We start from the raw sequence: 20738 nt of genomic DNA, 5'->3' as shown, positions 1-20738 counted from the left end.
GCGTGATTGTGCCGGAAAGCGCGTCGCTGCCGAAGCGGTTACCTTCGCACACGACAACGTGCATGGGTTGCGGCCCCGACAATCCCCACGGACTGCAGTTGGTGGTGCACCGCCGCGGCGACGCGGTGTACTCCGACGTGATTTTCGACGAGCGCCACATTGGGGCTCCTGGGCTGGCCCATGGCGGAGCAGTTGCGGCGGCGTGCGATGACGTCTTGGGATTCACATTGTGGATCGCCGGCACACCAGCGGTGACTCGCAGCCTGACAGTGGAGTATCTGCGGCCGGTACCTCTGCATCAACCCCACAGGATCACCGCCCACATCCGGTCCCGCGAAGGACGGGCTCTGCACGTCATGGCGACGGGCACTGATTCCGATGGGGCCAACCGCTTCACCGCCACTGCGGTATTTGTCGCAGTCAGCACGGATCACTTCGCTGCGCACGGCGACGTCAGTGCTTTTGGCGGCCTTCTCGAGCAGTTCTCACGTCACGGCGGCCTCGACGACGGGCGATTATGACGCACGCTCTTTCTCGCAGCCATGGCAAAACCCGACCGCTGGAAGCAAATTCGGCTGGCGGTCAGACGCGGACCGCTGTAGCGCCCGCCTCGCGTTCATCCGCCCAGCGCCGGGAAGCGATTCTGGACGCGGCCCTGCTCGTGGCCACGTCAGGTGGCTATGAGGCGGTTCAGATGCGGTCGGTTGCCGAGCGGGCCGGTATCGCCGTCGGCACGCTCTACCGCCACTTCCCGGCGAAGACCAACTTGTTGGTGGCGGCGCTATCGCGCGAGTTTCGCCGACTCGACTCGGCTGACGACTGGGCTAGCGGTGACGGCACGCCATTGGAACGGCTCGAACGTCTCACCACACACCTACATGACCGCTGGCAGCGCGATCCCTGGCTGACATCAGCCATGACACGAGCGTTCGCCGTTGCAGACACCCGGGCAGCCGCAGAACTAGACTGCGCCGCCGCCGAAATTCAGACCCTGCTGGCCCGCACGCTCAGGGGCGGCGAACCGACTCCCGCCGATTTACACATCGCCGCGATCATCTCCGACGTGTGGCTGGCCAACCTCGTGGCCTTTTGTGGCCACCGAGCGTCGGCCGCCGATACTCGCGAACGCATCGACCTGGCCACTCGGCGCGTGGTGACCAGCCGCGCACGACCCGCGGAAACCGCATAACGCTACTAGTAGTATCGCAGCGCTACCTAAAGTACCCTTAGGGCGAGGCTCGATGACGCGGCGAAGGAGAGTGCCATGTATACCCAATGGATCGAAAATTGTGTCGTGCAACGCGTCTCCGTGCGCGACGGCCTGGTCCTGGACCTGGACGACTACAACGAGATTGTCATCTCGTGCCCCTTGCTGCTGACACTGCCTGCGGTCGACCCGTATCCCGCAGAAGCGGTACGCATCGATCCACTCAAGATCGCGACTGACGAACGCCCGTTGTTGAACCTCGCCGGCGCGGTGTGCACTCAGGCCTGGTCCGGCGACGATGGAGGGCTACACCTGAGGTTCTCGCGTGGACACAGCATCGACGTCGACCCCGATTCCGAGGAAACGGCATGGGAGTTGTACGGCAAGCGCCACGGCTACATGGCATGCCTACCCCGGGGGCGGGTACGCGTGGTCCGCCACGACCTCCCCGACAGCGACGACGCCAACATCCTCAACAACGCCGCACAACCGTCGGCGGGGTCGGCGCGACAGACGCACTAAATGCGACCGCGGACGGGGACGGGTCAACTTCGGCGGCAATGCGTGGATCAGATTGAACGTGGACCGGACTGCCCTGGCGACATCGAGGCGGGCGAGCATTCCCGAATGATGCTGTCGAGGTTTTGCTGCACGCGCTCGGGAGCGATGCCAACCGATGGTGAATACAGCATGATGTGGTCGAGGACGCCGTCGTAGCGTCTCAGCTGTTCACGGACCTCGTGTGCCGTCCCCGCGACGCCCATGGTGTCGATCATCTCCTCGGACACCGCGGCGAACATCGCCGGGAAATCGCGCTGGGCGAATGCTTCCCGGATGGTTCGGCCTTCGCTGGCGAAGCCGTTCACATCAAGTACCGTCTCGTAGGATTTGACCGAGGAGTAGAACGCAATCTGCTGCGCCAGTTCGCGCCTGGCGACCTCGGCGTCGTCGTGGATGGCGCACATCACCATGGAAATGATTTCCACGTCATTGGGGTCGCGGCCGGTGTGCGCGGCACCCCTGGCGATAGCGGGCCGGACGATCTCCTCGACGTAGGTGGTGGTGAACAGGGGATGTCCGGCCAGCCCGTCGGCCACCCGCCCGGCCGCCTCGCACATCCGAGGCCGGACACCGGCGGTGACGATCGGGATCGGCCGGCTGGAGGGTCCCACGTCGCCGGTCGGCGTGAGATTCATTCTGTAAAAACGACCCTCGTGATGGATCGGGCCTTCATGCAGGTTCCATATCCGGCGCAGCAGCATCACGAGTTCTTCCATCCGCAGCGCGGGCGCGGAGGTGTCGGGCACGCCGTGCCAGTCGCTCATCATCCGCTTGGTGCCGTTGCCGATGCCCAGCACCAGCCGTCCGTTGGAGAGTTCGTCGAGATCACGCGCCTCGGTGGCCAGCACCAGGGGGCTTCGGCCGACGCCGTAGAGAATGGAGGAACCGATCCGGCAGTTCTGTGTGCAGTTGGCCATCGCGGCCATGGAGATCGAACCCGACCGGGAGTAGAACTCCGAGGCCCATACGGCGTCGAACCCGGCCGCATCGGCGGCGTGTGCGGTCTGGGCCAGTGACTTCAAATCCGCGCCGAGAACCGACAGGCCGTAGGTGCTCATGACCGGTCTCCTGTGCGCGGGCGCGGGCCGTCGAATACGACGGCGCTGACCCGTGGCCGCCGTCTGGTGGAGGTGATCCTCGGCGACCAGGTACATGAGTGCGTTGATGATGTTTGCGTCGAGCGGGGTAAGAGACGTGGAACGCGCGCGGCCAGCCGTGCGCCACCTCCAAGGCTGGTGCTCAGCATCTTCCCTCCCTGGGTGACCGCACAATGCAGGGTGTCGAAGTCGCCTTCTGTATGGAACTAGTGAAGTGCGCCATCGTGACGACGACGAATAACCCTGAGGCGGACGCGACTAGCTGACCGGTAGTCTCCTCGCGCAATTCTGTCCGGACTTCGAGTTTCCGGCCGGTCTTGGACACCAGCTCCGCGCTGACCTCGTAGGGGACCCCCAGCAACACCGGCGCGTAGAACTCGGTATCGAACCTGCGGGTGACGGCCATCTCACCGACGACGTACAGCAACATGCCCACCATGTCGTCGAGTACGGTCATGACTGCGCCGCCATGTGCGATACCGGGTGCGCCGCGATGTCTGCCGTCGAAGATATGCCTGGCACCCACCCCGTCGCCATGCCGACGCGCTCGCAGGCGATGACCGTGCGGATTGTCTGTGCCGCAACCAAGGCACCACGGGTGGTGCGCATCAAGGTAGTCGCCGTCGGCGGCGACAGCACGATCCTGAAAGCTATGCCACCATGCGATGGCCGAATCTTCTTCCGCTTGCTCTTCGATGACGAAACCCTCCTAAATAGACCCTCGTAGCGCGTGGTTCACCACACGACTGAAGAATTGCGCCGGCGTCGACTGGGCTGATCGCCGGTAGATATGTATGTAGGACTCGTTAGCCCGCCGAGATCATCGCTGCGACACACCTTCCGATTAGGACACTGTCGGCTATCTGGTCCTGCCCGTAATCCCTTGGACTGCAGTGTATTCATAGCCGGCCAGATCGCGTCACAATGAACTGGCACACAGTCCGCAGCGCCTCACAACTCCTGGGAGAAGGCGTCACGCTGGGCTCCAGCGCCAGCCATGAGCGGGCCGTACCGGTGATGCAACTCTGTAACGATGTCGGTGAAGGGGAGATCGTGGTACCAACCGCGGTCGTTGAGGTACTCCATGTGTTGGCTTCCCCCACCGTCGTAGGCATGGAGGAGCGCATCGGTGTGGCCGTCGAAGTCGATCGGAGGTACACCGAATCGCGCGCAGAGCTCGGCATTGAACGCCGGAGTGGCCTTCACCCAGCGGTTGTTGAGTTGTAATTCGCTATATCCGTGGTAGACGAACACGTCGGTACCTCCCATCCGGGCACGCAATGTGGTGGTCTGCAGATGGTTGCGCACGTCCGCGAATCCGAGCCGGGCCGGAATGCCCGCCGCACGAGCTGCCGCGGTCAGCAGCACCGCCTTCGGTATGCAATACGCCCTCGACGCTGTCGCTACATAGCTCGCCCGATAATGCTCGGGATCGTCGTCGGTGCTATAGGGATCGTACCAAATCCTGTCCCGCACAGCGGTGAAGATCAACCTCGCCTTCTGCACAGGGTCACGAACGTCACCGACCGCGTCCTCGGTGAAGCGCTGTACATCGTCGTGCTGCCAATCGAGGAACCCAGTTGTCTCCAGGAAACTCGATTCGTTTGAAGTGTCGCTCACAGATAGCCTTTCAGATAAGCCTCGAGGCCGGTATCGACAGTGCCAACGGATCGACTGGCCGTTTCGAGGGCTTCGACGAGGCGTGTTTCGGAGTCCGGGATCGTCGCGGCGATTTTGGCCGCAGCGAGACTACGACTCCGTAGCGATGTGCCGGCATCGGTGGCTGCGGCCGCAAGCTCAGACCACGCTTGGGAAGCGTGTCGGGCCGCGGCCGCCGCTTCGGCTGCGGCGGCGTCCCCGAGGAGATCGGCGATATTCTGGCAACCTTGTGCTTGCAGCATACGAAAGAGCCCGCCACCGGTTCCGGCTTTCTCGATGAACGCCCCGAGCCCGAACAATGCCGCGGTCAGGGCGTCGTCATCAAACACCGTTGGCCAATGCCGTACGTCATCGGCGAACTCCTGCACACCCTTCAAACCGGAGGCCTCGACTTCAGCTGCCTCGATGCGCAGTAGCGGCGCACCTACGGCACCGCCGCGCATGAAAGCTGCGCTCGCGGCTAATGCAGTGGCGGCAATCGGCCCAAGGTCGGGCACTCGCTCCGGCCAGTCGACGTGATATGTGGTGTGCCGGGTCGGTGTAGGGAACCCTACCGAGGACCGCGCCCGGCGCAGGTCGTCATAAGCCACCGTTTGGGTGGTCTCGCGGTCATTATCGACCACATAGGCAACCCCTTGTTCGTCATCATATCCGGTGATGACGATGTCGTGACGGCTCATGTGCAATCGGACGCGCAGGTAAGGAAGTTCGCCGATGTCAGCCCAGACCATGACGGGTCGGCCCTTGTCGACTTCGTCGGTAACAAATGACCATCCCACGTCTGCGTCATCGGTCGATCGCACTACGCAGTTTGCACCAACTCGGGAGAGGTAGTCTTTTTCCAGGTCGCTTCCTCGTCCTACCAGGTAGATCTGGGGAAACAATTGCGTAGAGCGGACGTACGAGAAGTCCAAGGCTCCGCCGAGGGTGAAGACCAATCCTTCACTGAGTGTTTCTGTCCCCCATCCTAGTTGTGCCCATTCAGTAAGGTCACGCAGCGCACCGGAACCACAGTGCCCTCCTCTCCTGTGGGGATAGGGAATTTCAATCCTCGCCATCGCCGCTTCCTCTCTTGTCCAATAGCACTGTTAAGACTCATCGAAAGCTACGTTCCATCAAGGCGTCGCGGCTGGCGGTAGGTGCCAGAACTGGTCGACCGCAGCCAATCTCACCCGCGCAGCTCGACCGCCTATGACTATGGGAAACATTGCTTTCGATCGCTATCCGCATCAAAGCGTCAACGGTGAGAGCCCCTGACCCGCAGCATCGCCATCGTTGTACTGAGCTCGCTTGGTGCCGTTTTGCGCTTCCCTGCTTTCGGTGCTCTGTCAGAATCGGATGAGTCCTCGGATGTTGCGGCCTGACCGCATGTCGTCGTAGCCCTCATTGATCTCATCGAGGGTGTACTCACGGGTGATCAGCTCGTCGAGTTTGAGTTGTCCGGAGTTGTAGAGTTCGACGAGCCGCGGGATGTCGTGGGCGGCGTTGGACGAGCCGTAGAGGGCACCGCGGATCTGCTTTTCATACAGCGTTAATTCCAGCAGCGAGCCCGACATCGACGTGTCTTCGGGGTGTCCGATCGCGGTAATGACCACACGGCCGCGTTTACCGACCAGTGATAGCGCCTCAGCGGTGTAGGCCCCTTCGGCGACGTCGGTGGTCAAGACGCAGACGTCGGCGAGTTTGCCACGGGTGATGTCGCTGATCAGTGACCAGGCCTCATCGATGGTGGCAACGGCATGCGTCGCGCCGAAACCGCCAGCTTGTTCGCGCTTGAACTCCACTGGGTCGACAGCCACGATGGTCAACGCGCCAGCGATGCGGGCGCCTTGGATCGCATTCATGCCGATGCCGCCGGCGCCGATCACGACCACGGTATCCCCGGCGCGCACGTCACCGGTGCGTACCGCCGAGCCGTAACCGGTCGTGACACCGCAACCGATCAAGGCCGCCTTGTCCAACGGTGTCCCGTGGTCAACCTTGACCAAGGAGGCCTTCGGCACCACGGTGTATTCCGAGAACGTGCCCAGCAAGCACATCTGGCCGACATCCTCGCCGCGGGCATGGAAGCGGTAGGTGCCGTCGATCTGGGGTCCCATCATGATCGCCGCACCCATGTCGCACAGGTTTCCCATCCCGCGCGCGCAGTAAGAGCAGTGCCCGCAAGACGGCAGGAACGTCAGGATGACCGAATCGCCCTCGGCCAGGTCCTCGACACCTGCACCCACCTCGACCACGGTGCCGGCGCCTTCATGACCACCGACGACGGGCAGCGGAAACGGCAGATCACCGGTCACCAGGTGTTCGTCTGAATGGCACAACCCGCTGGCGGTCAACCGGACCAGCACTTCATCCGCACCGGGCGGATCCAGCTCGATCTCATCAACCTCCCACTTCTCTCCCAAGCCCCAGAGCACGGCAGCGCGTGTTTTCATGTGTGTCCTCTCCTCAACGTCGGTGCTTCCGTAGCAGTGGATGGTTCACGCCAGCGTCTCGACGGCGAGCTCACCGTCGGCATGCTGGCGGCGCAGCTTCTTCTTGTCGAACTTGCCAGTAGACGTCAACGGAACGTCGGCGACGAACGCCCACCGTTCCGGTAGCCACCACTTGGCCACCCGTGCACGCAGGAACTCAGTCAACTCCGCAGCGGTGGCGGTGCAGTCAGCGGCCAGGACCACCACTGCCAGCGGCCGTTCCTGCCACTTGTCGTCGGGCACTCCAATCACCGTGGCGGTGCGTACTGCAGGGTGAGCGGCCAACTCGTTCTCCAATTCCACCGAGGAGATCCACTCCCCTCCAGACTTGATCACGTCTTTGGCGCGGTCGGTGAGAGTGATGAACGCATCGGCGCTGATGGTCCCGACATCCCCGGTGCATAACCAACCGTCCGGCGACACCGCCGGACTGTCATGCTCGTAATAGGACTGAGTGATCCACGGGCCGCGGATCTGAATCTCCCCCACCGACAGTCCGTCCCAAGGTTGTTCTGCACCGCTGTCATCAACGATGCGCGCCTGCACACCGGCCACTACCCTGCCTTGGGTTCCCCGCAGGTAAAGGGACCTCTCCGGGGTGTCGGTGTTCCGCGGCAGAGCGACCGCAGCCAGCGGGGAGGTCTCAGTCATCCCCCAGGCCTGCACGATTCGGATGCCCAGTTCGTCATAGGCAGTCATCAACGACCTCGGAACCGCCGAACCACCGCACGCCACCATCTCCAGCGAACTCACGTCGTGGCCGGGATTGTCGCGCAGGTAGTGCAAGACATCGGTCCAGATCGTCGGCACAGCGCCCGCCATCGTGGGCCGGGCCGCCTCGATCATCTCCACCAATGGCCCCGCCTGCAGGAAACGGTCAGGCAGCAGAAGCTGCGCCCCCGCCATCATCGCCGCATACGGCAACCCCCAGGCATTAGCGTGGAACATCGGAACGATCGCCAACACCGTGTCGTCATGACCGATGCCCAAGGCGTTCGAGGTGCACGCCGATTGAGAGTGCAACCACGTCGAACGGTGGCTGTAGACAACGCCTTTCGGGTGCCCGGTAGTACCGCTCGTGTAGCACATCGCTGCGGCCGACTGCTCGTCGACGTCGGGCCAGTCGAACGTGCTCGGCTGGGCTGCCACCACATCGTCGTAGCGAAGGACGTCCTTTCCGCAGCCCTGCACTGCGGTAAGATCACCCGTGCCGGTCACCAGCACCGTGCGCACCGAGGTCATCGACGGCAACGCCGCCGCCAACAGGTTCAGCACCGTACCGTCGACGATGATCACCTGATCTTCGGCATGATTGGCGATCCACGTCAGCTGTTCAGGTGGCAGCCGCAGATTCAACGTATGTAGCACCGCACCCATCGACGGCACCGCCGCGTAACAGTCCAGGTGCTCCTGGTTGCTCCACTGCAGCGTCGCGACACGCTCGTCTCCACAAATGCCTATCTCGCGCAACGCATTCGCCAACCGCGCCGCACGCTGCCCCAACTCATGATACGACACCCCAGAGATCTGTTGGGGTCCGCGTGCGGTCAACACCTCGCGATCGCCATGGACTGCCGCAGCATGGGCCACGATCGCGGGCACCGTCAACGCAACGTCCTGCATCGTGCTCCTCATCGAGAGCCCGCCCGACAACCCTTGATGAGGCGACGGTCACGCATCGATGAGGTCCTGCCGATCCTGACTCTGCAGCATCAACCGGTACTCGGGGAACAGATTCTTGGCCTGCGGAATCAACTTGATCAACTTCGGCACCGGGCCCTTTGCGCGCACCGTCCCCTTGGCCATCGCCATCGTCAGGTTCACCTTGCCCAGCCAGAACTTGTTTCCAGTGTCCGCCGACATGAACAACTCCACGTTGGGCACCGCGGTACTGGCCGCTCCGGTCTCCACCACCTTCTTCGGCATGTCCACCGTTACCACCGCGTCCGGATCGGTGTAGTGCACCCGTAACACCACACCCGAATTTGCGAGCTTGTCCGCCAGTCCCTCCTTCTCCAAGCCCCGTTGAAAGATCCCACCCAAGAAGGCATAGACCTCGTCCTCGTCCTTGAATACCGCCACCGTCAATCTCCACCAATCTCGTTGTCAGAACAGAACAGTCGCGAGCATCGACTCAAGACGATGCTCCCCCCGCAAAAATCGTCACGCCTGTTGGCGACCTCCACTAGCTTCTGATGCGCTGCGGTAACACCGCCGAGGTGCCCGGCGGCATCCGCTAGCCAGTCCCCGCGGCCAGCGGAGTTGGATGGCGGTTCTCGCTGACGTTCGTCTCCGACACACGCGTCGCAATCGCAGTCGCCGTCCCATCGCCCATGCAGCCATGACCTCAGACCGAGCCGGCGAGCATGAGTTCGGCCCGTTCGACGGGGACCTGCTGCGTAATGACCCGCTTGCTGAACATGAAGTCGCGGGGGCGATTGATGCAGTCGGCGGCGATGAGCTCGCCGGCACGCAGGTAGAAGCAGGTGAAGTCGCGGTCGCGGGTCGGGTCGCCGCTGAGGACCACCTCGTCGTACCCGGTGTTGAGACCCGCGATCTGGAGCTTGAGGTCGTATTGATCTGACCAAAACCAAGGCAGCGCTGATATCTTCTTGGACTTCCCGCACAAAGTCGCCGCCGCGACTTTGGCCTGCTCGGCCGCACTGGGCACGGACTCCAGACGTATACGGCGGCCGTAACGAGCCATGTCGTGGCTGACGCAGTCCCCGGCGGCCATGATGGCGGAGTCGCTGGTCTGGGCTTGGTCGTCGATCACGACGCCGTTGTCGACGACCAAGCCCGCGGCAGCGGCGAGCTCGGTGTTCGGCTCAACGCCGATGCCGACAATGACGAGGTCGGCGGAAATCGATTCGCCACCGGCCAGGACTACTTCGCCGACTTTGCCGTCGCCAGACAGAGCCTCGACCCGCGCGCCCGTCTGGATGTTGACGCCCGCCTCCCGGTGGATCCGGTCGAAGAACGCCGATACCTCCGGGGCGGTCACCCGTTCGAGGACGCGCTCCGTCGCCTCGAGCACGGTGACCTCTAGACCCAACGCACGCAAGGAGGCAGCCGTCTCCAATCCGATGTAACCGCCGCCGATGATCACGGCTCGACGCCCCGGTCTGGTGGCGTCTCGGATCATCTCGACGTCCGCCGCGGTGCGTAGGTAGAAGACTCCGGCCAGGTCGGCGCCTGGGGTGGAGAGCCGACGGGGGCGCGCGCCCGTGCACAGCGCGAGCCTGTCGTAGGGCAGCACCTCGCCGGTGCTCAGCGAGAGGTGACCCGCTGCGCGATCGATTGCCTCCACCGTCGCATCCAGAACTTCGATTCGCAGCTTTGTGTAAAACTCGGCGCTGCGGATCGCGAGCTTGTCGACTGTGCAGTTCCCGGCCAGATATGCCTTCGACAGCGGAGGGCGTTGGTAGGGCGCTGCCGATTCATTGCCGACGAGGACGATCTCGCCGTCCCATCCTTCTTGACGAAGGCTGGCCGCCAGTTGGGCGCCCGCGTGGCTGGCGCCCACGATGACCGCTCGATGCAAAGTCATGCGCCGGCTTTCGGGGTGAGGCGGACCATCAGCTTGCTGATTCCCCTGACGAAGTTGGATTGCACGTATTCGGGCTCACCAATGACCTCGATCTTCTCGAAACGAGGAAGCAGCTCCTCCCACAGGATCCGCAACTGCATCTCGGCCAACCGGTTGCCCATACAGCGGTGGACGCCGAACCCGAAAGAGATGTGGTTGCGGGCGTTGTCCCGGTCGATGATGAAGTCGTCGGGCCGATCGAATACGCGCTCATCGCGGTTTCCCGATGCGTACCACATCACGACCTTGTCACCCTTGCGAATGAACTGACCATTCAGCATGGTGTCGGCCTTGGCGATCCGGCGCATGTAGGCGAGTGGCGTCTGCCATCGGATAATCTCGGAGTTCATGTTGGGGATCAGGTCGGGATTTGCTTTCAGCTTCTCGAACTGGTCCGGGTAGCGGTTCAACGCGAGAACGCCGCCGCTCATCGAGTTCCGGGTCGTGTCGTTGCCTCCGACGATCAGCAGCAGAAGGTTGCCCAAGAACTCCATCGGCCGGTCGATCAGGTCTTTGGTGCTTTCATTGCTCTGCAGCATGGTGATCAGATCGAACCCAGGCTCTTCTCCGGCACCGGTCCGGGCCGCCTTGTCGTGCCAGTGCCGGCTGAGATCTCGGGCCATGGCGCGCATGCCGACGAACGTCTCGTCAAGGTCCGAGGGACCGCCGTTGGTTTGCTCCATCGAGGTTGCCAGATCCGACCACTCGACAAGCTTGCGACGCTGCTCGTACGGAAAGTCCAGCAGGGTCGCAAGCATTCGAGCGGTCAGCTCGATCGAGACGTCGTGAACCCAGTCGAACGGCTGATCCACGGGGAGGTTATCCAGCACCTCCCTTACGCGCGAGCGAATCAGACCCTCCATTTCCCGTAGGTTCTTGGGTGCGACCACCCCTTGGACAGCCGCCCGCTGCAGGTCGTGGCGTGGTGGATCCATCGCGATGAACATCTTGATATCCAGGAAGCGGGGCGGCACCCCGATGACGATCAATGGCTCAGCGGAGAAGACCTCATGATTCTTGTCGACGGCCACGATGTCGGCATGCCGGGTGACGGACCAAAACGGGCCGAAGGCACTGTGCCGCTGATAATGGACCGGAGCTTCGTTACGCAGGCGCTCGTAGTATGACTGCCAGCGCCCCTGGCGATAGAGAAAAGGATTGCTGAGATCGATGTCGGCGAGTTCGACCTCCTCGGCCGGCGGAATAGGACGCTCTACAAAGAGTTTCTTCCCGTTCGTACCGGTCACCCAACGCCGAGTTTTGTCGTAGGCGTGTGCACCTTGAATCTGCAGGTCGATCGGGATGGTCGCCTGAACTTTCTCGGCGACCTTTTCAGAGATTTTTACCATGTTTGACCACTTCCCTTCGTCGTCACATCTGGAACTCCGGCAGATGGACGATCAAGCCGTCCCATGCCTCGGAGGCCGTCATCTGGCAGGACAGCCGAGAGGTCGGCTGACGCTCGGGGTTCATCGCGAGCATCTCCTCTTCGCCGACGCCGGAGGAGCCGACCTGATCGGACCACTGCGGATCGACGACGACGTGGCAGGTACCGCACGCCGCTTCGCCTCCGCAGTCGCCGTCGATGCCAGGCACTGCATTGTTGGTCGCGACCTGCATGAGTGACTGGCCTTCATCGAGAGGCACCTGGTGCTTGTCGCCGTCGTGGGAGACAAAAGTGACAACGGCCATTACCGACTCCTCTTAAGTTGCCCTGAATGTGAATACTTGTTAACAGGATTGTCCAATCCGAGCGCTTCCGCTATGTTTGCGCGGATCAGGAACTTGTGGATTGGGCTCAGGGGGCACGATCGGTGAAGTTCAGCAACGCCGGTGTGCCTCCGGTCGCGTTCGTGCAAATGCTGGAGAGCCAGGCACTCGACCCGGACGCCGTCGCGCGGCTTCGCACCATCATGGCGCGCGAGGGAACCGACGAGGCGACGCTGATGCAGCACGATGTCCAGGCGCCACTGCGGTGGTTTCGCGATCTGTACCCCGATCTAGACGTCGACCGGGCAACCCTGCTCGGCTTCTCGTTTGCAGGACAGGCACAGTTGACATCTTTCGGCCCGTTGAGCGTCCCGCTGGTCAGCGCAGGCTCGGTAGCCGAGATCGTCGAGCTGCTCACCTATCTACCGTTGATCACCACGGCGATCAATGCACAATTCCGTCCAAACGACCAAGGTCTCACCGTCGGGCTCTGGGGGCACACAGGCGATCGGGCCCTGGACTGCTTAGCAGTCACATATACCGGCTCGGCGTTGTTACGACTGCTGGACATGCTCGTCAGTGACGCGCTGACCGTCACGCTCCACTTGAGTTGGTCAGCGCCGGTCTCCCTGAACAAACTCGCGGCAGAGATGGTACTAGCCGGGCGCCTGTTCTTTGACGCACCGATGTCCTACCTTCATGTTCCCGTCAACGCGCTCAATGAAGTGTGCCGGTTCTCCGATCCCCTTGCGTATCGACTCGCCGTCGCCGAGCTGAGGCGGACCCTCGACGAGCAGAGCGGAGCCACGTCCTTCTCCAAGAAGGTGAGACGGTTGTTGGACGAGGATCCCGGACAGCGAAGTTGCCAGCGGGTCGCAGACGAACTCTCGGTATCCACCAGCACACTCAAACGCCGGCTCGCCGAAGAGGGCACCACGTTTCGCGAGTTGCGCCAGTCGTGTCTGCGGGAGAGCGCGATGATGCTGTTAATCACCCGATCAATGTCGGCAAGCCAGATCGCGACCGAGCTCGGATACGGCGATCTTGCTAACTTCTCACACGCCTTCAAGCGATGGACCGGCCGCTCTCCGAGCGAGTACCGACGCTCACAACGCTGAGGATGTCCCCGCACGCCCGGAGATAGCCGGTCATGGGTAGCTTCTTCTTCTGAAAAGAAGTAACCGGTGCTTAAGAATCAGCCACGACGTCACCGAACGGCCGTGGAGGCCGCTGACCGAAGTCGAGTGAGTCATCAGTAGCAGGCCAAACCGTGCCCGACACGGCGACTGAACGGCAGAGCCGGGCGCTGGTGTGAATAGTCATTCGCTATTGTCGATACATGCCAGCGAAGACAGTCCGCACCGAACTCACCTCGGGCGCCATCGAAGGATTCACGCGGGACGGCGTCAATCGCTGGCGTTCCATTCCCTACGCCAAGCCACCAGTCGGCGCGCTGCGGTTCAAGGCTCCCCAGCCGGTCGAAGCGTGGGACGGCGTCCGACCCTGCCACCGATTCCGCTACTGCGCTCCACAGCCCCGCCGATACACCATCGTCGGTCCGGGCAAGTTCCAGCCCATGAGCGAGGACTGCCTCACCCTCAATGTCGTTGCACCCGACGGCGGCTCGGACCGACCTCTGCCCGTGATGTTCTTCATTCACGGCGGGGCGTACTTCCTGGGCAGTTCCGCGACACCGATCTATGATGGCGCGTCGCTTGCCCGCAGCGGTTGCGTGTACGTATCGGCAAACTACCGCCTCGGCGCGCTAGGGGCTGTCGACCTGTCGTCGCTGTCCACCGCAGACATCCATATTGACGACAACCTCTACTTGCGTGACCTCGTGTCGGCGCTCAGGTGGGTACGCGAGAACATCGCGGCATTCGGCGGCGATCCCGATAACGTGACGATCTTCGGAGAGAGCGCGGGCGCGCACGCCGTTACCACTTTGCTGGCCGTGCCAGCGGCGAAAGGGCTTTTCGCACAGGCTATCTCACAAAGTCCGGCCGGCGCGCTATCCCGCTCCCAGGAGCTGGCCGCGGAGTTCGCCGCCAAGTTCGCATCCATTCTCTGCGCCGACGAGCGGGAGCCCGCCCGCCTCCTGTTGGCGGCGCGTCCGGCTCAACTGGTGAATGCATTCGATCGCTTGCTCACCACGAGTGCATCGGACCTTGCTGGCGGTTACCCGGTGGGATGCACATTCGGAACCGACTATCTACCGTCCGAGCCCATTCAAGCGATGCGCGACGGCAAGGCGTACCGTGTGCCGCTGATCGTCGGTACGAACGCCGACGAGGGCCGGTTGTTCACTCGCTTCCTCAAACTCCTCCCGACGAACGAAGCCAAGATCGAAGCGTTACTAGCGGGAGCGGAACCCACCTGTCGCGAGCGAATTACTGCTGCCTATCCCGAATATCCGGCCCCCGATGCCTGTATCCGACTGGGGGCCGACTTCACATTCGGATCGACACTGTGGCAGCTCGCGGATTCCCACAGTCGGCACGCCCCCACATATCTGTACCGCTATGACTTCGCCCCGCGAACTCTGCAATGGGCCGGGCTGGGTGCCACCCATGCGACGGAGCTTCTTGCGGTGTTCGACGCCTACCGCACGCCGCTCGGTCGGCTACTCAGCGCCGGAGCCGATCGCCGCTCGGCCCTACGCGTGAGCGACGACATGCAAGGGCGCTGGGATGCTTTCGCACGCACCGGAGTTCCAGGAGACGGCTGGCCGCGCTACACCAGCGACGCCCGTCCGGTCCTCGTCTTCGATCGCGCTTCGCGAGTGGACAACGACCCCCACGCCGACCGCCGGAAAGCATGGGAAGGTTTTCAAGTCCTCGGACGCTGACGAGCGGTTCCCCGCGGCGACGCATGCGTTCACAGCATTTGGCACCGATTGTTTCTGGGAGCCAAGGGTGAAACGGTGGCAAGGAGCACCTCCGGCGTGCCAATCCCAAAAGGCCGAAGAGGGCCACATTCTTGCCGAGGACTTGACGTACGAATGCAACCCCGTGTTGCGGCCTTGGGATCCGATCTCGTCAATCGCTCGAACCGAATGCGGCCGACGAGGTGGCGAACCCAACATTTACGGAGCTGGCCACGCCGGTCGGGTTGCGCCGCCGGACGCAACGCGTTCGCTCACCAACTGGTCCTCGCGACATTCTGCCGGGTAACGTACTGCGAGTGAACGAGCCCTCACATCGGGAGGGCGGGTGCCGATCAGGACGGGGATTGATGAGCGAGGAAGCGATCACCTACGAGGTCGTCGACGGGGTGGCCTGGTTGACGATCAATCGCCCCGAGGCACGGAACGCGCTCAACGGGGCGGTCCGGCAGGGACTGTTCCACAGCGTTCACCGCTTCAACGCCGACGACTCCGCCAAGGTTCTGGTGCTGACCGGGGCAGGCGATAAGGCGTTCTGCGCCGGAGGGGACCTTAAAGAGATGGCGGAGACGGCGCTCACGGTTCCGCCGCCAGACTTCGCGCCGCAATTCGGGCGCAACATCCAGGTCGCCAAGCCGACCATCGCCGCGGTGAACGGCGTCGCCTTCGCCGGCGGATTCCTACTGGCCCAGCAGTGCGACCTCGTCATCGCAGCCGAGCACGCCAGGTTCGCGGTCAGCGAGGTCAAGGTAGGCCGCGGCTCGCCATGGGCTGTCCCGCTGTCGTGGCTGCTGCCGCCGCGGATTGCGCTGCAGATTTTGATGACCGGCGACCCGATCACTGCCGAGCGCGCCCGCGAGGTAGGCATGGTGAACGAGGTCGTGCCCGCAGCGGAGCTGCGGGTACGAGTTCAGGAGATCGCCCTGCGGATCGCTTCCAACGCACCGCTGTCCGTACTCGCGGCAAAAAAGACCGTATACCTCTCCGCAGCGCACCACCTGACGGAGGCCTACGCCCACGCCGACCAGATATGGGAGCCGGTGTACCTCAGCGCCGACGCGCTAGAGGGTCCCGCCGCGTTCCGCGAGAAGCGCACACCGGTTTGGAAGGGACGTTAGACGTGGCCGTGCCGATGGAGTCCTTGATCACCGACATCGGGGCGGAAACGGCCGAGCTGTGGTCACTGATCGCCGAGCTGCCCGAGGGGCAAGCCGGGTGGGACGCGCCCACCCCCGCGGCAGGCTGGGCGGTCCGCGATCAGATCAGCCATCTTGCGTTCTTCGACGACGCCGCGGTGCGCTCAGCCACCGACCCCGAAGGGTTCACGGCCGAGGTGCTGCCCATGCTCGCCGACGGCCGGATCTCCCCGGACACCATCGCCGAGCGCTACCGGCCGATGCCGACAGCGGAGCTGCTGTCCTGGTTCGACGGCGCGCGCCGCGCCCTCGTCGCTGCCTTCGCAGCGATCGACCCCTCGATGCGGGTGCCGTGGTTCGGCCTCCCCATGAGCGCGGCTTCCTCGCTGACCGCGCGGATCATGGAGACCTGGGCGCACGGTCAGGACATCGCCGACGCGCTGGGAGTGACCCGTGTGCCCTCGGCCCGGTTGCGCCACGTCGCCCACATCGGCGTGGGAGCGCGGGCGTTCAGCTACATGGCCAACGGCCTGGAGGTGCCCGAGGAACCCGTCCGTGTCGAGCTCACCGCACCGGGGGGCACGCTGTGGACCTGGGGCCCCGACGGCGTGCCCAACCGGGTCACCGGCACTGCGCACGACTTCTGCCTGCTCGTCACCCAGCGCAGGCATCGCGACGACACCGCACTGCACGTCACCGGTCCGCTCGCCGACCAGTGGCTCTCCATCGCGCAGGCCTTCGCCGGACCTCCCGGTGGCGGGCGCACCGCAGGACAGTTCGACGGAGGTGTGTCGTGAGGGACCCGGTACGCATCGGAAATTGCTCGGGCTTCTACGGCGACCGGATCGCCGCGGCGCGGGAGATGGTCGAGGGCGGGACGGGCGAGCAGAGCATCGACGTGCTGTGCGGGGACTACCTCGCTGAACTGACGATGCTCATCCTGGCGAAGGCCCAGGCGAAGGATCCGGCGGGCGGTTACGCGCGCACGTTCCTGACCCAGATGGAGCAGGTGTTGGGCACCTGTTCCGACCGCGGTATCAAGATCGTGGCCAACGCCGGTGGGCTCAACCCGGCCGGGCTGGCCGTCAGATTGCGCGAGCTTGCGGACCGGCTCGGTATCACCGTCCGGATCGCCCACATCGAAGGTGACGACTTGCGCGGGAACCTCTCCGCGATCACCCCTGCGGTCGGTGAGGTCAAGCCGGTCTCGGCCAACGCCTACCTCGGGGGTTGGGGTATCGCCGAAGCGCTGGGTGCGGGCGCCGACGTCGTCGTCACCGGACGGGTGACAGACGCCTCGCTGGTCGTCGGCCCGGCCGCCTGGTGGCACGGGTGGGAGCGCACCGACTGGGACCGGCTCGCCGGTGCCGTCGTGGCCGGCCACGTCATCGAATGCGGACCACAGGCCACGGGCGGCAACTACGCCTTCCTCGACGAGATCACCGACCGTCGCTACCCGGGCTTCCCGATCGCGGAGGTGGCGGCCGACGGCTCGTCGGTGATCACCAAGCACGCCGACACCGGGGGGCTGGTGTCGGTCGGTACGGTCACCTCCCAGCTGCTCTACGAGATCGCCGAGCCGGCCTATCTGGGGCCCGACGTGGTGACTCACTTCGACACGATCTCGCTGGCCCAGCAGGCCGAGCACCGGGTGGCGATCACGGGTGTCACCGGCAGCCCGCCACCGGAGACGCTCAAGGTGGCGCTGAACGAGGTCGGGGGCTACCGGAACACCATGACGATGGTGCTCACCGGCTTGGACCTGGAGGCGAAAGCCGCGTTCGCGCAGCAGCAGCTGTTCGACATCCTCGGCGGCCGGGGATCCTTCGCCGAGGTCGACGTCCGGTTTCTGCGTTTCGACACACCGGACGCCCCCACCAACGACCAGGCGTGCGCGCACTTGCGGATCACGGTCAAGGACACCGACCCGCGCAAGGTCGGCCGGGCGTTCTCGAGCGCAATCATGGAGATCGCTCTGGCCGGGTATGCCGGCTTCCACACCACCACGCCACCCACGTCGGAGTCAGTGTTCGGCGTGTATCGCCCAGCGACCGTGCCCCGGTCGAGCGTGACGCAGGTCGTGGTGCTGCCCAACGGTGAGCGCCGGAGGATCGCCGATCCGCCGACCGGTAGCGTGCCGGCCGCGAAGGTCCGGGGCAGCGCGGCAGCCGCGCCGCCGACCGAGCCGACATGCCGCGCGCCGCTGGGCGCGGTTCTGGGCGCGCGGTCCGGCGACAAGGGCGGCAACGCCAATATTGGTCTCTGGGCCCGCGACGACGCCGGCTATGCCTGGGTGCGCGAGCACTTAACCGTCGAGCGACTGCGCGGGCTGCTCGGCCCGGAGGCTGCGCAGCTGCGCATAGAGCGATTCGAGCTGCCCAACCTGCGTGCGCTCAACGTTGTGGTGCACGGGCTGCTGGGGGAAGGCGTGGCATCCTCGACCCGGCCGGATGCCCAGGCGAAGGGCTTGTGCGAGTACCTGCGCTCCCGCATCGTGGACATACCGCAATCCCTTGTCGGCGCGACCTGACAAATCCCGAATTTGGAGTAGCCGGGCCACTCTGTCGACGTATCGCCAATCAAGTCGCCGTCCTCTGCCTGCTGCTTGACGTAGCCCCTTTGCCAAAGCCGTGTTGCCGAACGATGTGATGACGATCGGATGACGCCAACAGCGTCCGGCAGACGGAGAGATGGCTTTGTCCAGTTCCTTGCCGAACTGGACATCCAAAGAGGGCGCAGCGATCTGCCCACGCGGTTGCCGATCTTGGCCAATGAGCGGGCACATCCACGAATGGGGATCACACGCGCAGGCGCCAGCCACCTGCCACTGGGCGTCTACATTTCAACTCAACCTGGGATTGTGAGCAGGTGTTAACGTTCGTAGTGTAGCTCCCGGCGCTGCAGTGCTGCGCGAGCCCTGGTTGCGAGCGAAGGAAGGTAGTAGTGAACAAGGTGGTCGTTGCCGGACGTACCCGGGTCGGCGGCGAACGTCGGGAACGGATTCTCGCCTCTGCCACCGAGTTGATTGCCGAGCGGGGCTACCACGCTGTCTCCATGGCCGACATCGGCGTTGCATCAGGGGTTGTCGGGCCGGCCATCTATCGCCATTTCAACAGTAAGAGCGATCTACTGGCGGCCCTCTTCGAGCGAGTGGTGGACAAACTCCTTAAGCGTGCGACGGCGATCGTCGAGCAGTCCCGCGACGAGGCGGAGGCGCTGACCCTGCTGGTGTCAGACCAAGTCGCCTTGGTAATGGATCAACGCGAGCTGGCAATGGTGTATTACCGCGAAGTGCACAATCTGTCGGATCAGCACCAGAGCCGGTTGCGCCGAAAGCAGCGACTCTATCTAGAAGAGTGGGTACACCTCGTCGGAGAATTGCGGCCCGCGGTCGATGAGATTGAACTTCGGGCGATGGTTCATGGAGCGATCGGAGCCATTCAATCGATCTTGCACTACCGCGGCACTGGCCTGGCTCCCGAACAGACCTCTGCGCTGCTCGTTGCGATGGGTCACGCCGTGCTCGGCGTCCCCGCGTCGAGTCACCAGGTGCGCGGCGTGAACACTGAACCATCCTGTCCGCGTCCCGGTACGCCGCAGCACTAAGCAGGTCCAGGGTGTCAGCAACACACGAAGACGACCTCGCTCAGTATGTCTGCACGACGGTCTTGAGGGCGACAGCCGCCAGGAAAGGACTCATCTAATTGCCTGGCTGCATGCCCAGGGCTTCACGATTGATCAAAGCCGACTGGTGGCCCCAACCCCTCTCCTTCTTCCTACAAGCCGCGTACTGGGTGATGAGGGACGGTACGTCTCTCTGCGCGAGCTGAGCACGGAAACCGGAATCCAGACGAAACAGTCGCCATATTGCGGGCCCTCACGGAAGGCATCGGGCAGGCCACGGAGATGATGCGTGGCTTCGCGCGCTGAACATGTTGAAAGCTTCAGCCCGACGATTTGGAGAGGCTCGCGAATCGACTCGCGACTGCTGCGCGCGAGGCTGCCAACCCACCGGTTGAGATTCGTGAAACCCTCGGGGCGCGGTCATGCTGGTCTCATCACGACCGACGCCGCTGGTGACGACGATGCTGGACCTGATCGACAGCGCGTCAGCAAATGACCTGCCTTCCTTGAGGATTGGCGTGGCGTCCGGGTCAGCGGTCTCGCGCGCGGGCGACTGGTTCGGCAACCCCGTGAACCTGGCCAGCCGAGTGAGCGCGGCGGCGCGGCCAGGCGCAGTGTTGGTGGGACTCCACGCGGGTGATCGTCGACGACGCAGGCCTCCGGTGGTCGTCCGCCGGCGCATATCGTCTGAAGGGCGTCAGCAGCAAGGTCAACCTGTCTCGGGCGCGGCGCGCCCAGGCCGGCCGAGTAAGGCCCCCGTTTGAAGCGAGCTCGCCGGGTATCCGCCTAGTGAACAG

The 20738-nt window shown here is 63.8% G+C and carries 21 protein-coding genes; 11 read left to right on the top strand and 10 right to left on the bottom strand.

Annotated elements, in window-relative coordinates; genetic code table 11:
- The first annotated feature begins 62 nt into the window (after window positions 1-62).
- From EXE63_RS17905 to EXE63_RS17895, 3 genes are all read left to right on the top strand, one after another.
- A complete protein-coding gene (locus EXE63_RS17905; RefSeq protein WP_275991490.1) occupies window positions 63-521 on the top strand; it encodes a PaaI family thioesterase in 459 nt (152 codons plus the stop codon).
- Window positions 518-1189 carry a TetR/AcrR family transcriptional regulator gene (locus EXE63_RS17900; protein WP_062655117.1) on the top strand — a complete coding sequence of 224 codons (672 nt, stop codon included), beginning with the start codon at window positions 518-520 and terminating at the stop codon, window positions 1187-1189. The genes EXE63_RS17905 and EXE63_RS17900 overlap by 4 nt, the downstream gene beginning before the upstream one ends.
- A 75-nt stretch (window positions 1190-1264) precedes the next feature.
- On the top strand, window positions 1265-1729 hold the full coding sequence (locus tag EXE63_RS17895) for a DUF6188 family protein (RefSeq protein WP_062655118.1): 465 nt from the start codon (window positions 1265-1267) through the stop codon (window positions 1727-1729).
- Window positions 1730-1776: 47 nt separating this feature from the next.
- Here the strand turns inward: EXE63_RS17895 and EXE63_RS17890 are convergent, their stop codons facing one another.
- Together EXE63_RS17890 and EXE63_RS17885 are read right to left on the bottom strand one after the other, a co-directional pair.
- Entirely contained in the window at window positions 1777-2826 is a 1050-nt protein-coding gene (locus EXE63_RS17890; protein WP_062655119.1) for an LLM class flavin-dependent oxidoreductase, read from the bottom strand.
- Between the two features lie 181 nt (window positions 2827-3007).
- Entirely contained in the window at window positions 3008-3322 is a 315-nt protein-coding gene (locus EXE63_RS17885) for a PaaI family thioesterase (protein WP_043985053.1), read from the bottom strand.
- A gap of 36 nt (window positions 3323-3358) precedes the next feature.
- Here EXE63_RS17885 and EXE63_RS17880 point away from each other — a divergent pair, with 36 nt between their 5' ends.
- Window positions 3359-3592, top strand: coding sequence for a hypothetical protein (locus EXE63_RS17880; protein WP_162291742.1), 234 nt, complete (start codon window positions 3359-3361; stop codon window positions 3590-3592).
- Between the two features lie 224 nt (window positions 3593-3816).
- On the opposite strand, the gene EXE63_RS17875 is transcribed toward EXE63_RS17880, so the two are convergent.
- The 8 genes from EXE63_RS17875 to EXE63_RS17840 all read right to left on the bottom strand — a co-directional run bounded on the left by EXE63_RS17875 (window position 3817) and on the right by EXE63_RS17840 (window position 12279).
- The gene (locus EXE63_RS17875) at window positions 3817-4485 is read right to left on the bottom strand and encodes a transglutaminase-like domain-containing protein (protein WP_043985051.1); all 669 of its coding nucleotides are present in this window, start codon (window positions 4483-4485) and stop codon (window positions 3817-3819) included.
- A complete protein-coding gene (locus EXE63_RS17870; protein WP_067992202.1) occupies window positions 4482-5582 on the bottom strand; it encodes a BtrH N-terminal domain-containing protein in 1101 nt (366 codons plus the stop codon). The genes EXE63_RS17875 and EXE63_RS17870 overlap by 4 nt, the downstream gene beginning before the upstream one ends.
- Before the next feature lie 270 nt (window positions 5583-5852).
- Window positions 5853-6959 carry an NDMA-dependent alcohol dehydrogenase gene (locus EXE63_RS17865; RefSeq protein WP_067992199.1) on the bottom strand — a complete coding sequence of 369 codons (1107 nt, stop codon included), beginning with the start codon at window positions 6957-6959 and terminating at the stop codon, window positions 5853-5855.
- Window positions 6960-7004: 45 nt separating this feature from the next.
- The gene (locus EXE63_RS17860; protein WP_078290122.1) at window positions 7005-8621 is read right to left on the bottom strand and encodes a fatty acid--CoA ligase; all 1617 of its coding nucleotides are present in this window, start codon (window positions 8619-8621) and stop codon (window positions 7005-7007) included.
- 48 nt (window positions 8622-8669) lie between these two features.
- On the bottom strand, window positions 8670-9080 hold the full coding sequence (locus EXE63_RS17855; protein WP_067992196.1) for an SCP2 sterol-binding domain-containing protein: 411 nt from the start codon (window positions 9078-9080) through the stop codon (window positions 8670-8672).
- A 265-nt stretch (window positions 9081-9345) separates the two neighbouring features.
- Window positions 9346-10548, bottom strand: a complete 1203-nt coding sequence (locus EXE63_RS17850) for an NAD(P)/FAD-dependent oxidoreductase (RefSeq protein ID WP_067992193.1) — start codon at window positions 10546-10548, stop codon at window positions 9346-9348.
- Entirely contained in the window at window positions 10545-11936 is a 1392-nt protein-coding gene (locus EXE63_RS17845; protein ID WP_011895434.1) for a cytochrome P450, read from the bottom strand. The genes EXE63_RS17850 and EXE63_RS17845 overlap by 4 nt, the downstream gene beginning before the upstream one ends.
- Before the next feature lie 22 nt (window positions 11937-11958).
- Window positions 11959-12279, bottom strand: coding sequence for a 2Fe-2S iron-sulfur cluster-binding protein (locus EXE63_RS17840; protein ID WP_011895435.1), 321 nt, complete (start codon window positions 12277-12279; stop codon window positions 11959-11961).
- 122 nt (window positions 12280-12401) lie between these two features.
- Here EXE63_RS17840 and EXE63_RS17835 point away from each other — a divergent pair, with 122 nt between their 5' ends.
- The 7 genes from EXE63_RS17835 (at window position 12402) to EXE63_RS33495 (ending at window position 20227) form a co-directional block, all read left to right on the top strand.
- A complete protein-coding gene (locus EXE63_RS17835) occupies window positions 12402-13415 on the top strand; it encodes a helix-turn-helix domain-containing protein (protein ID WP_041800299.1) in 1014 nt (337 codons plus the stop codon).
- A 221-nt stretch (window positions 13416-13636) separates the two neighbouring features.
- A complete protein-coding gene (locus EXE63_RS17830; RefSeq protein ID WP_067992190.1) occupies window positions 13637-15145 on the top strand; it encodes a carboxylesterase/lipase family protein in 1509 nt (502 codons plus the stop codon).
- A gap of 386 nt (window positions 15146-15531) precedes the next feature.
- Window positions 15532-16299, top strand: a complete 768-nt coding sequence (locus tag EXE63_RS17825; RefSeq protein WP_011895438.1) for an enoyl-CoA hydratase/isomerase family protein — start codon at window positions 15532-15534, stop codon at window positions 16297-16299.
- Between the two features lie 2 nt (window positions 16300-16301).
- Window positions 16302-17114 carry a TIGR03084 family metal-binding protein gene (locus tag EXE63_RS17820; RefSeq protein ID WP_011895439.1) on the top strand — a complete coding sequence of 271 codons (813 nt, stop codon included), beginning with the start codon at window positions 16302-16304 and terminating at the stop codon, window positions 17112-17114.
- On the top strand, window positions 17111-18847 hold the full coding sequence (locus EXE63_RS17815) for an acyclic terpene utilization AtuA family protein (RefSeq protein ID WP_067992188.1): 1737 nt from the start codon (window positions 17111-17113) through the stop codon (window positions 18845-18847). The genes EXE63_RS17820 and EXE63_RS17815 overlap by 4 nt, the downstream gene beginning before the upstream one ends.
- A gap of 413 nt (window positions 18848-19260) precedes the next feature.
- Window positions 19261-19923, top strand: coding sequence for a TetR/AcrR family transcriptional regulator (locus tag EXE63_RS17810; RefSeq protein WP_011895441.1), 663 nt, complete (start codon window positions 19261-19263; stop codon window positions 19921-19923).
- Window positions 19883-20227 (top strand): adenylate cyclase regulatory domain-containing protein, encoded by a 345-nt coding sequence (locus EXE63_RS33495; RefSeq protein ID WP_078281695.1) that lies wholly within the window; start codon window positions 19883-19885, stop codon window positions 20225-20227. Before EXE63_RS17810 ends, EXE63_RS33495 begins: the two co-directional genes overlap by 41 nt.
- The last annotated feature ends 511 nt before the right edge of the window (window positions 20228-20738 follow it).

This window comes from Mycolicibacterium frederiksbergense (assembly GCF_012223425.1).
In the GTDB taxonomy this organism is placed as follows: Bacteria; Actinomycetota; Actinomycetes; order Mycobacteriales; family Mycobacteriaceae; genus Mycobacterium; species Mycobacterium frederiksbergense.
The sequence above is the reverse complement of the archived record's forward strand: the minus strand, read 5'-3'. Positions and strand labels throughout refer to the sequence as shown.

What these genes read in the sequence shown, in the direction of transcription:
- EXE63_RS17860 (WP_078290122.1), bottom strand. Translation starts at nt 8,621, where the DNA reads ATGCAGGACGTTGCGTTGACGGTGCCCGCGATCGTGGCCCATGCTGCG.
- EXE63_RS17885 (WP_043985053.1), bottom strand. Translation starts at nt 3,322, where the DNA reads ATGACCGTACTCGACGACATGGTGGGCATGTTGCTGTACGTCGTCGGT.
- EXE63_RS17890 (WP_062655119.1), bottom strand. Translation starts at nt 2,826, where the DNA reads ATGAGCACCTACGGCCTGTCGGTTCTCGGCGCGGATTTGAAGTCACTG.
- EXE63_RS17900 (WP_062655117.1), top strand. Translation starts at nt 518, where the DNA reads ATGACGCACGCTCTTTCTCGCAGCCATGGCAAAACCCGACCGCTGGAA.
- EXE63_RS17825 (WP_011895438.1), top strand. Translation starts at nt 15,532, where the DNA reads ATGAGCGAGGAAGCGATCACCTACGAGGTCGTCGACGGGGTGGCCTGG.
- EXE63_RS17880 (WP_162291742.1), top strand. Translation starts at nt 3,359, where the DNA reads ATGTCTGCCGTCGAAGATATGCCTGGCACCCACCCCGTCGCCATGCCG.
- EXE63_RS17895 (WP_062655118.1), top strand. Translation starts at nt 1,265, where the DNA reads ATGTATACCCAATGGATCGAAAATTGTGTCGTGCAACGCGTCTCCGTG.
- EXE63_RS17850 (WP_067992193.1), bottom strand. Translation starts at nt 10,548, where the DNA reads ATGACTTTGCATCGAGCGGTCATCGTGGGCGCCAGCCACGCGGGCGCC.
- EXE63_RS17865 (WP_067992199.1), bottom strand. Translation starts at nt 6,959, where the DNA reads ATGAAAACACGCGCTGCCGTGCTCTGGGGCTTGGGAGAGAAGTGGGAG.
- EXE63_RS17870 (WP_067992202.1), bottom strand. Translation starts at nt 5,582, where the DNA reads ATGGCGAGGATTGAAATTCCCTATCCCCACAGGAGAGGAGGGCACTGT.
- EXE63_RS17840 (WP_011895435.1), bottom strand. Translation starts at nt 12,279, where the DNA reads ATGGCCGTTGTCACTTTTGTCTCCCACGACGGCGACAAGCACCAGGTG.
- EXE63_RS17830 (WP_067992190.1), top strand. Translation starts at nt 13,637, where the DNA reads ATGCCAGCGAAGACAGTCCGCACCGAACTCACCTCGGGCGCCATCGAA.
- EXE63_RS17905 (WP_275991490.1), top strand. Translation starts at nt 63, where the DNA reads ATGGGTTGCGGCCCCGACAATCCCCACGGACTGCAGTTGGTGGTGCAC.
- EXE63_RS17845 (WP_011895434.1), bottom strand. Translation starts at nt 11,936, where the DNA reads ATGGTAAAAATCTCTGAAAAGGTCGCCGAGAAAGTTCAGGCGACCATC.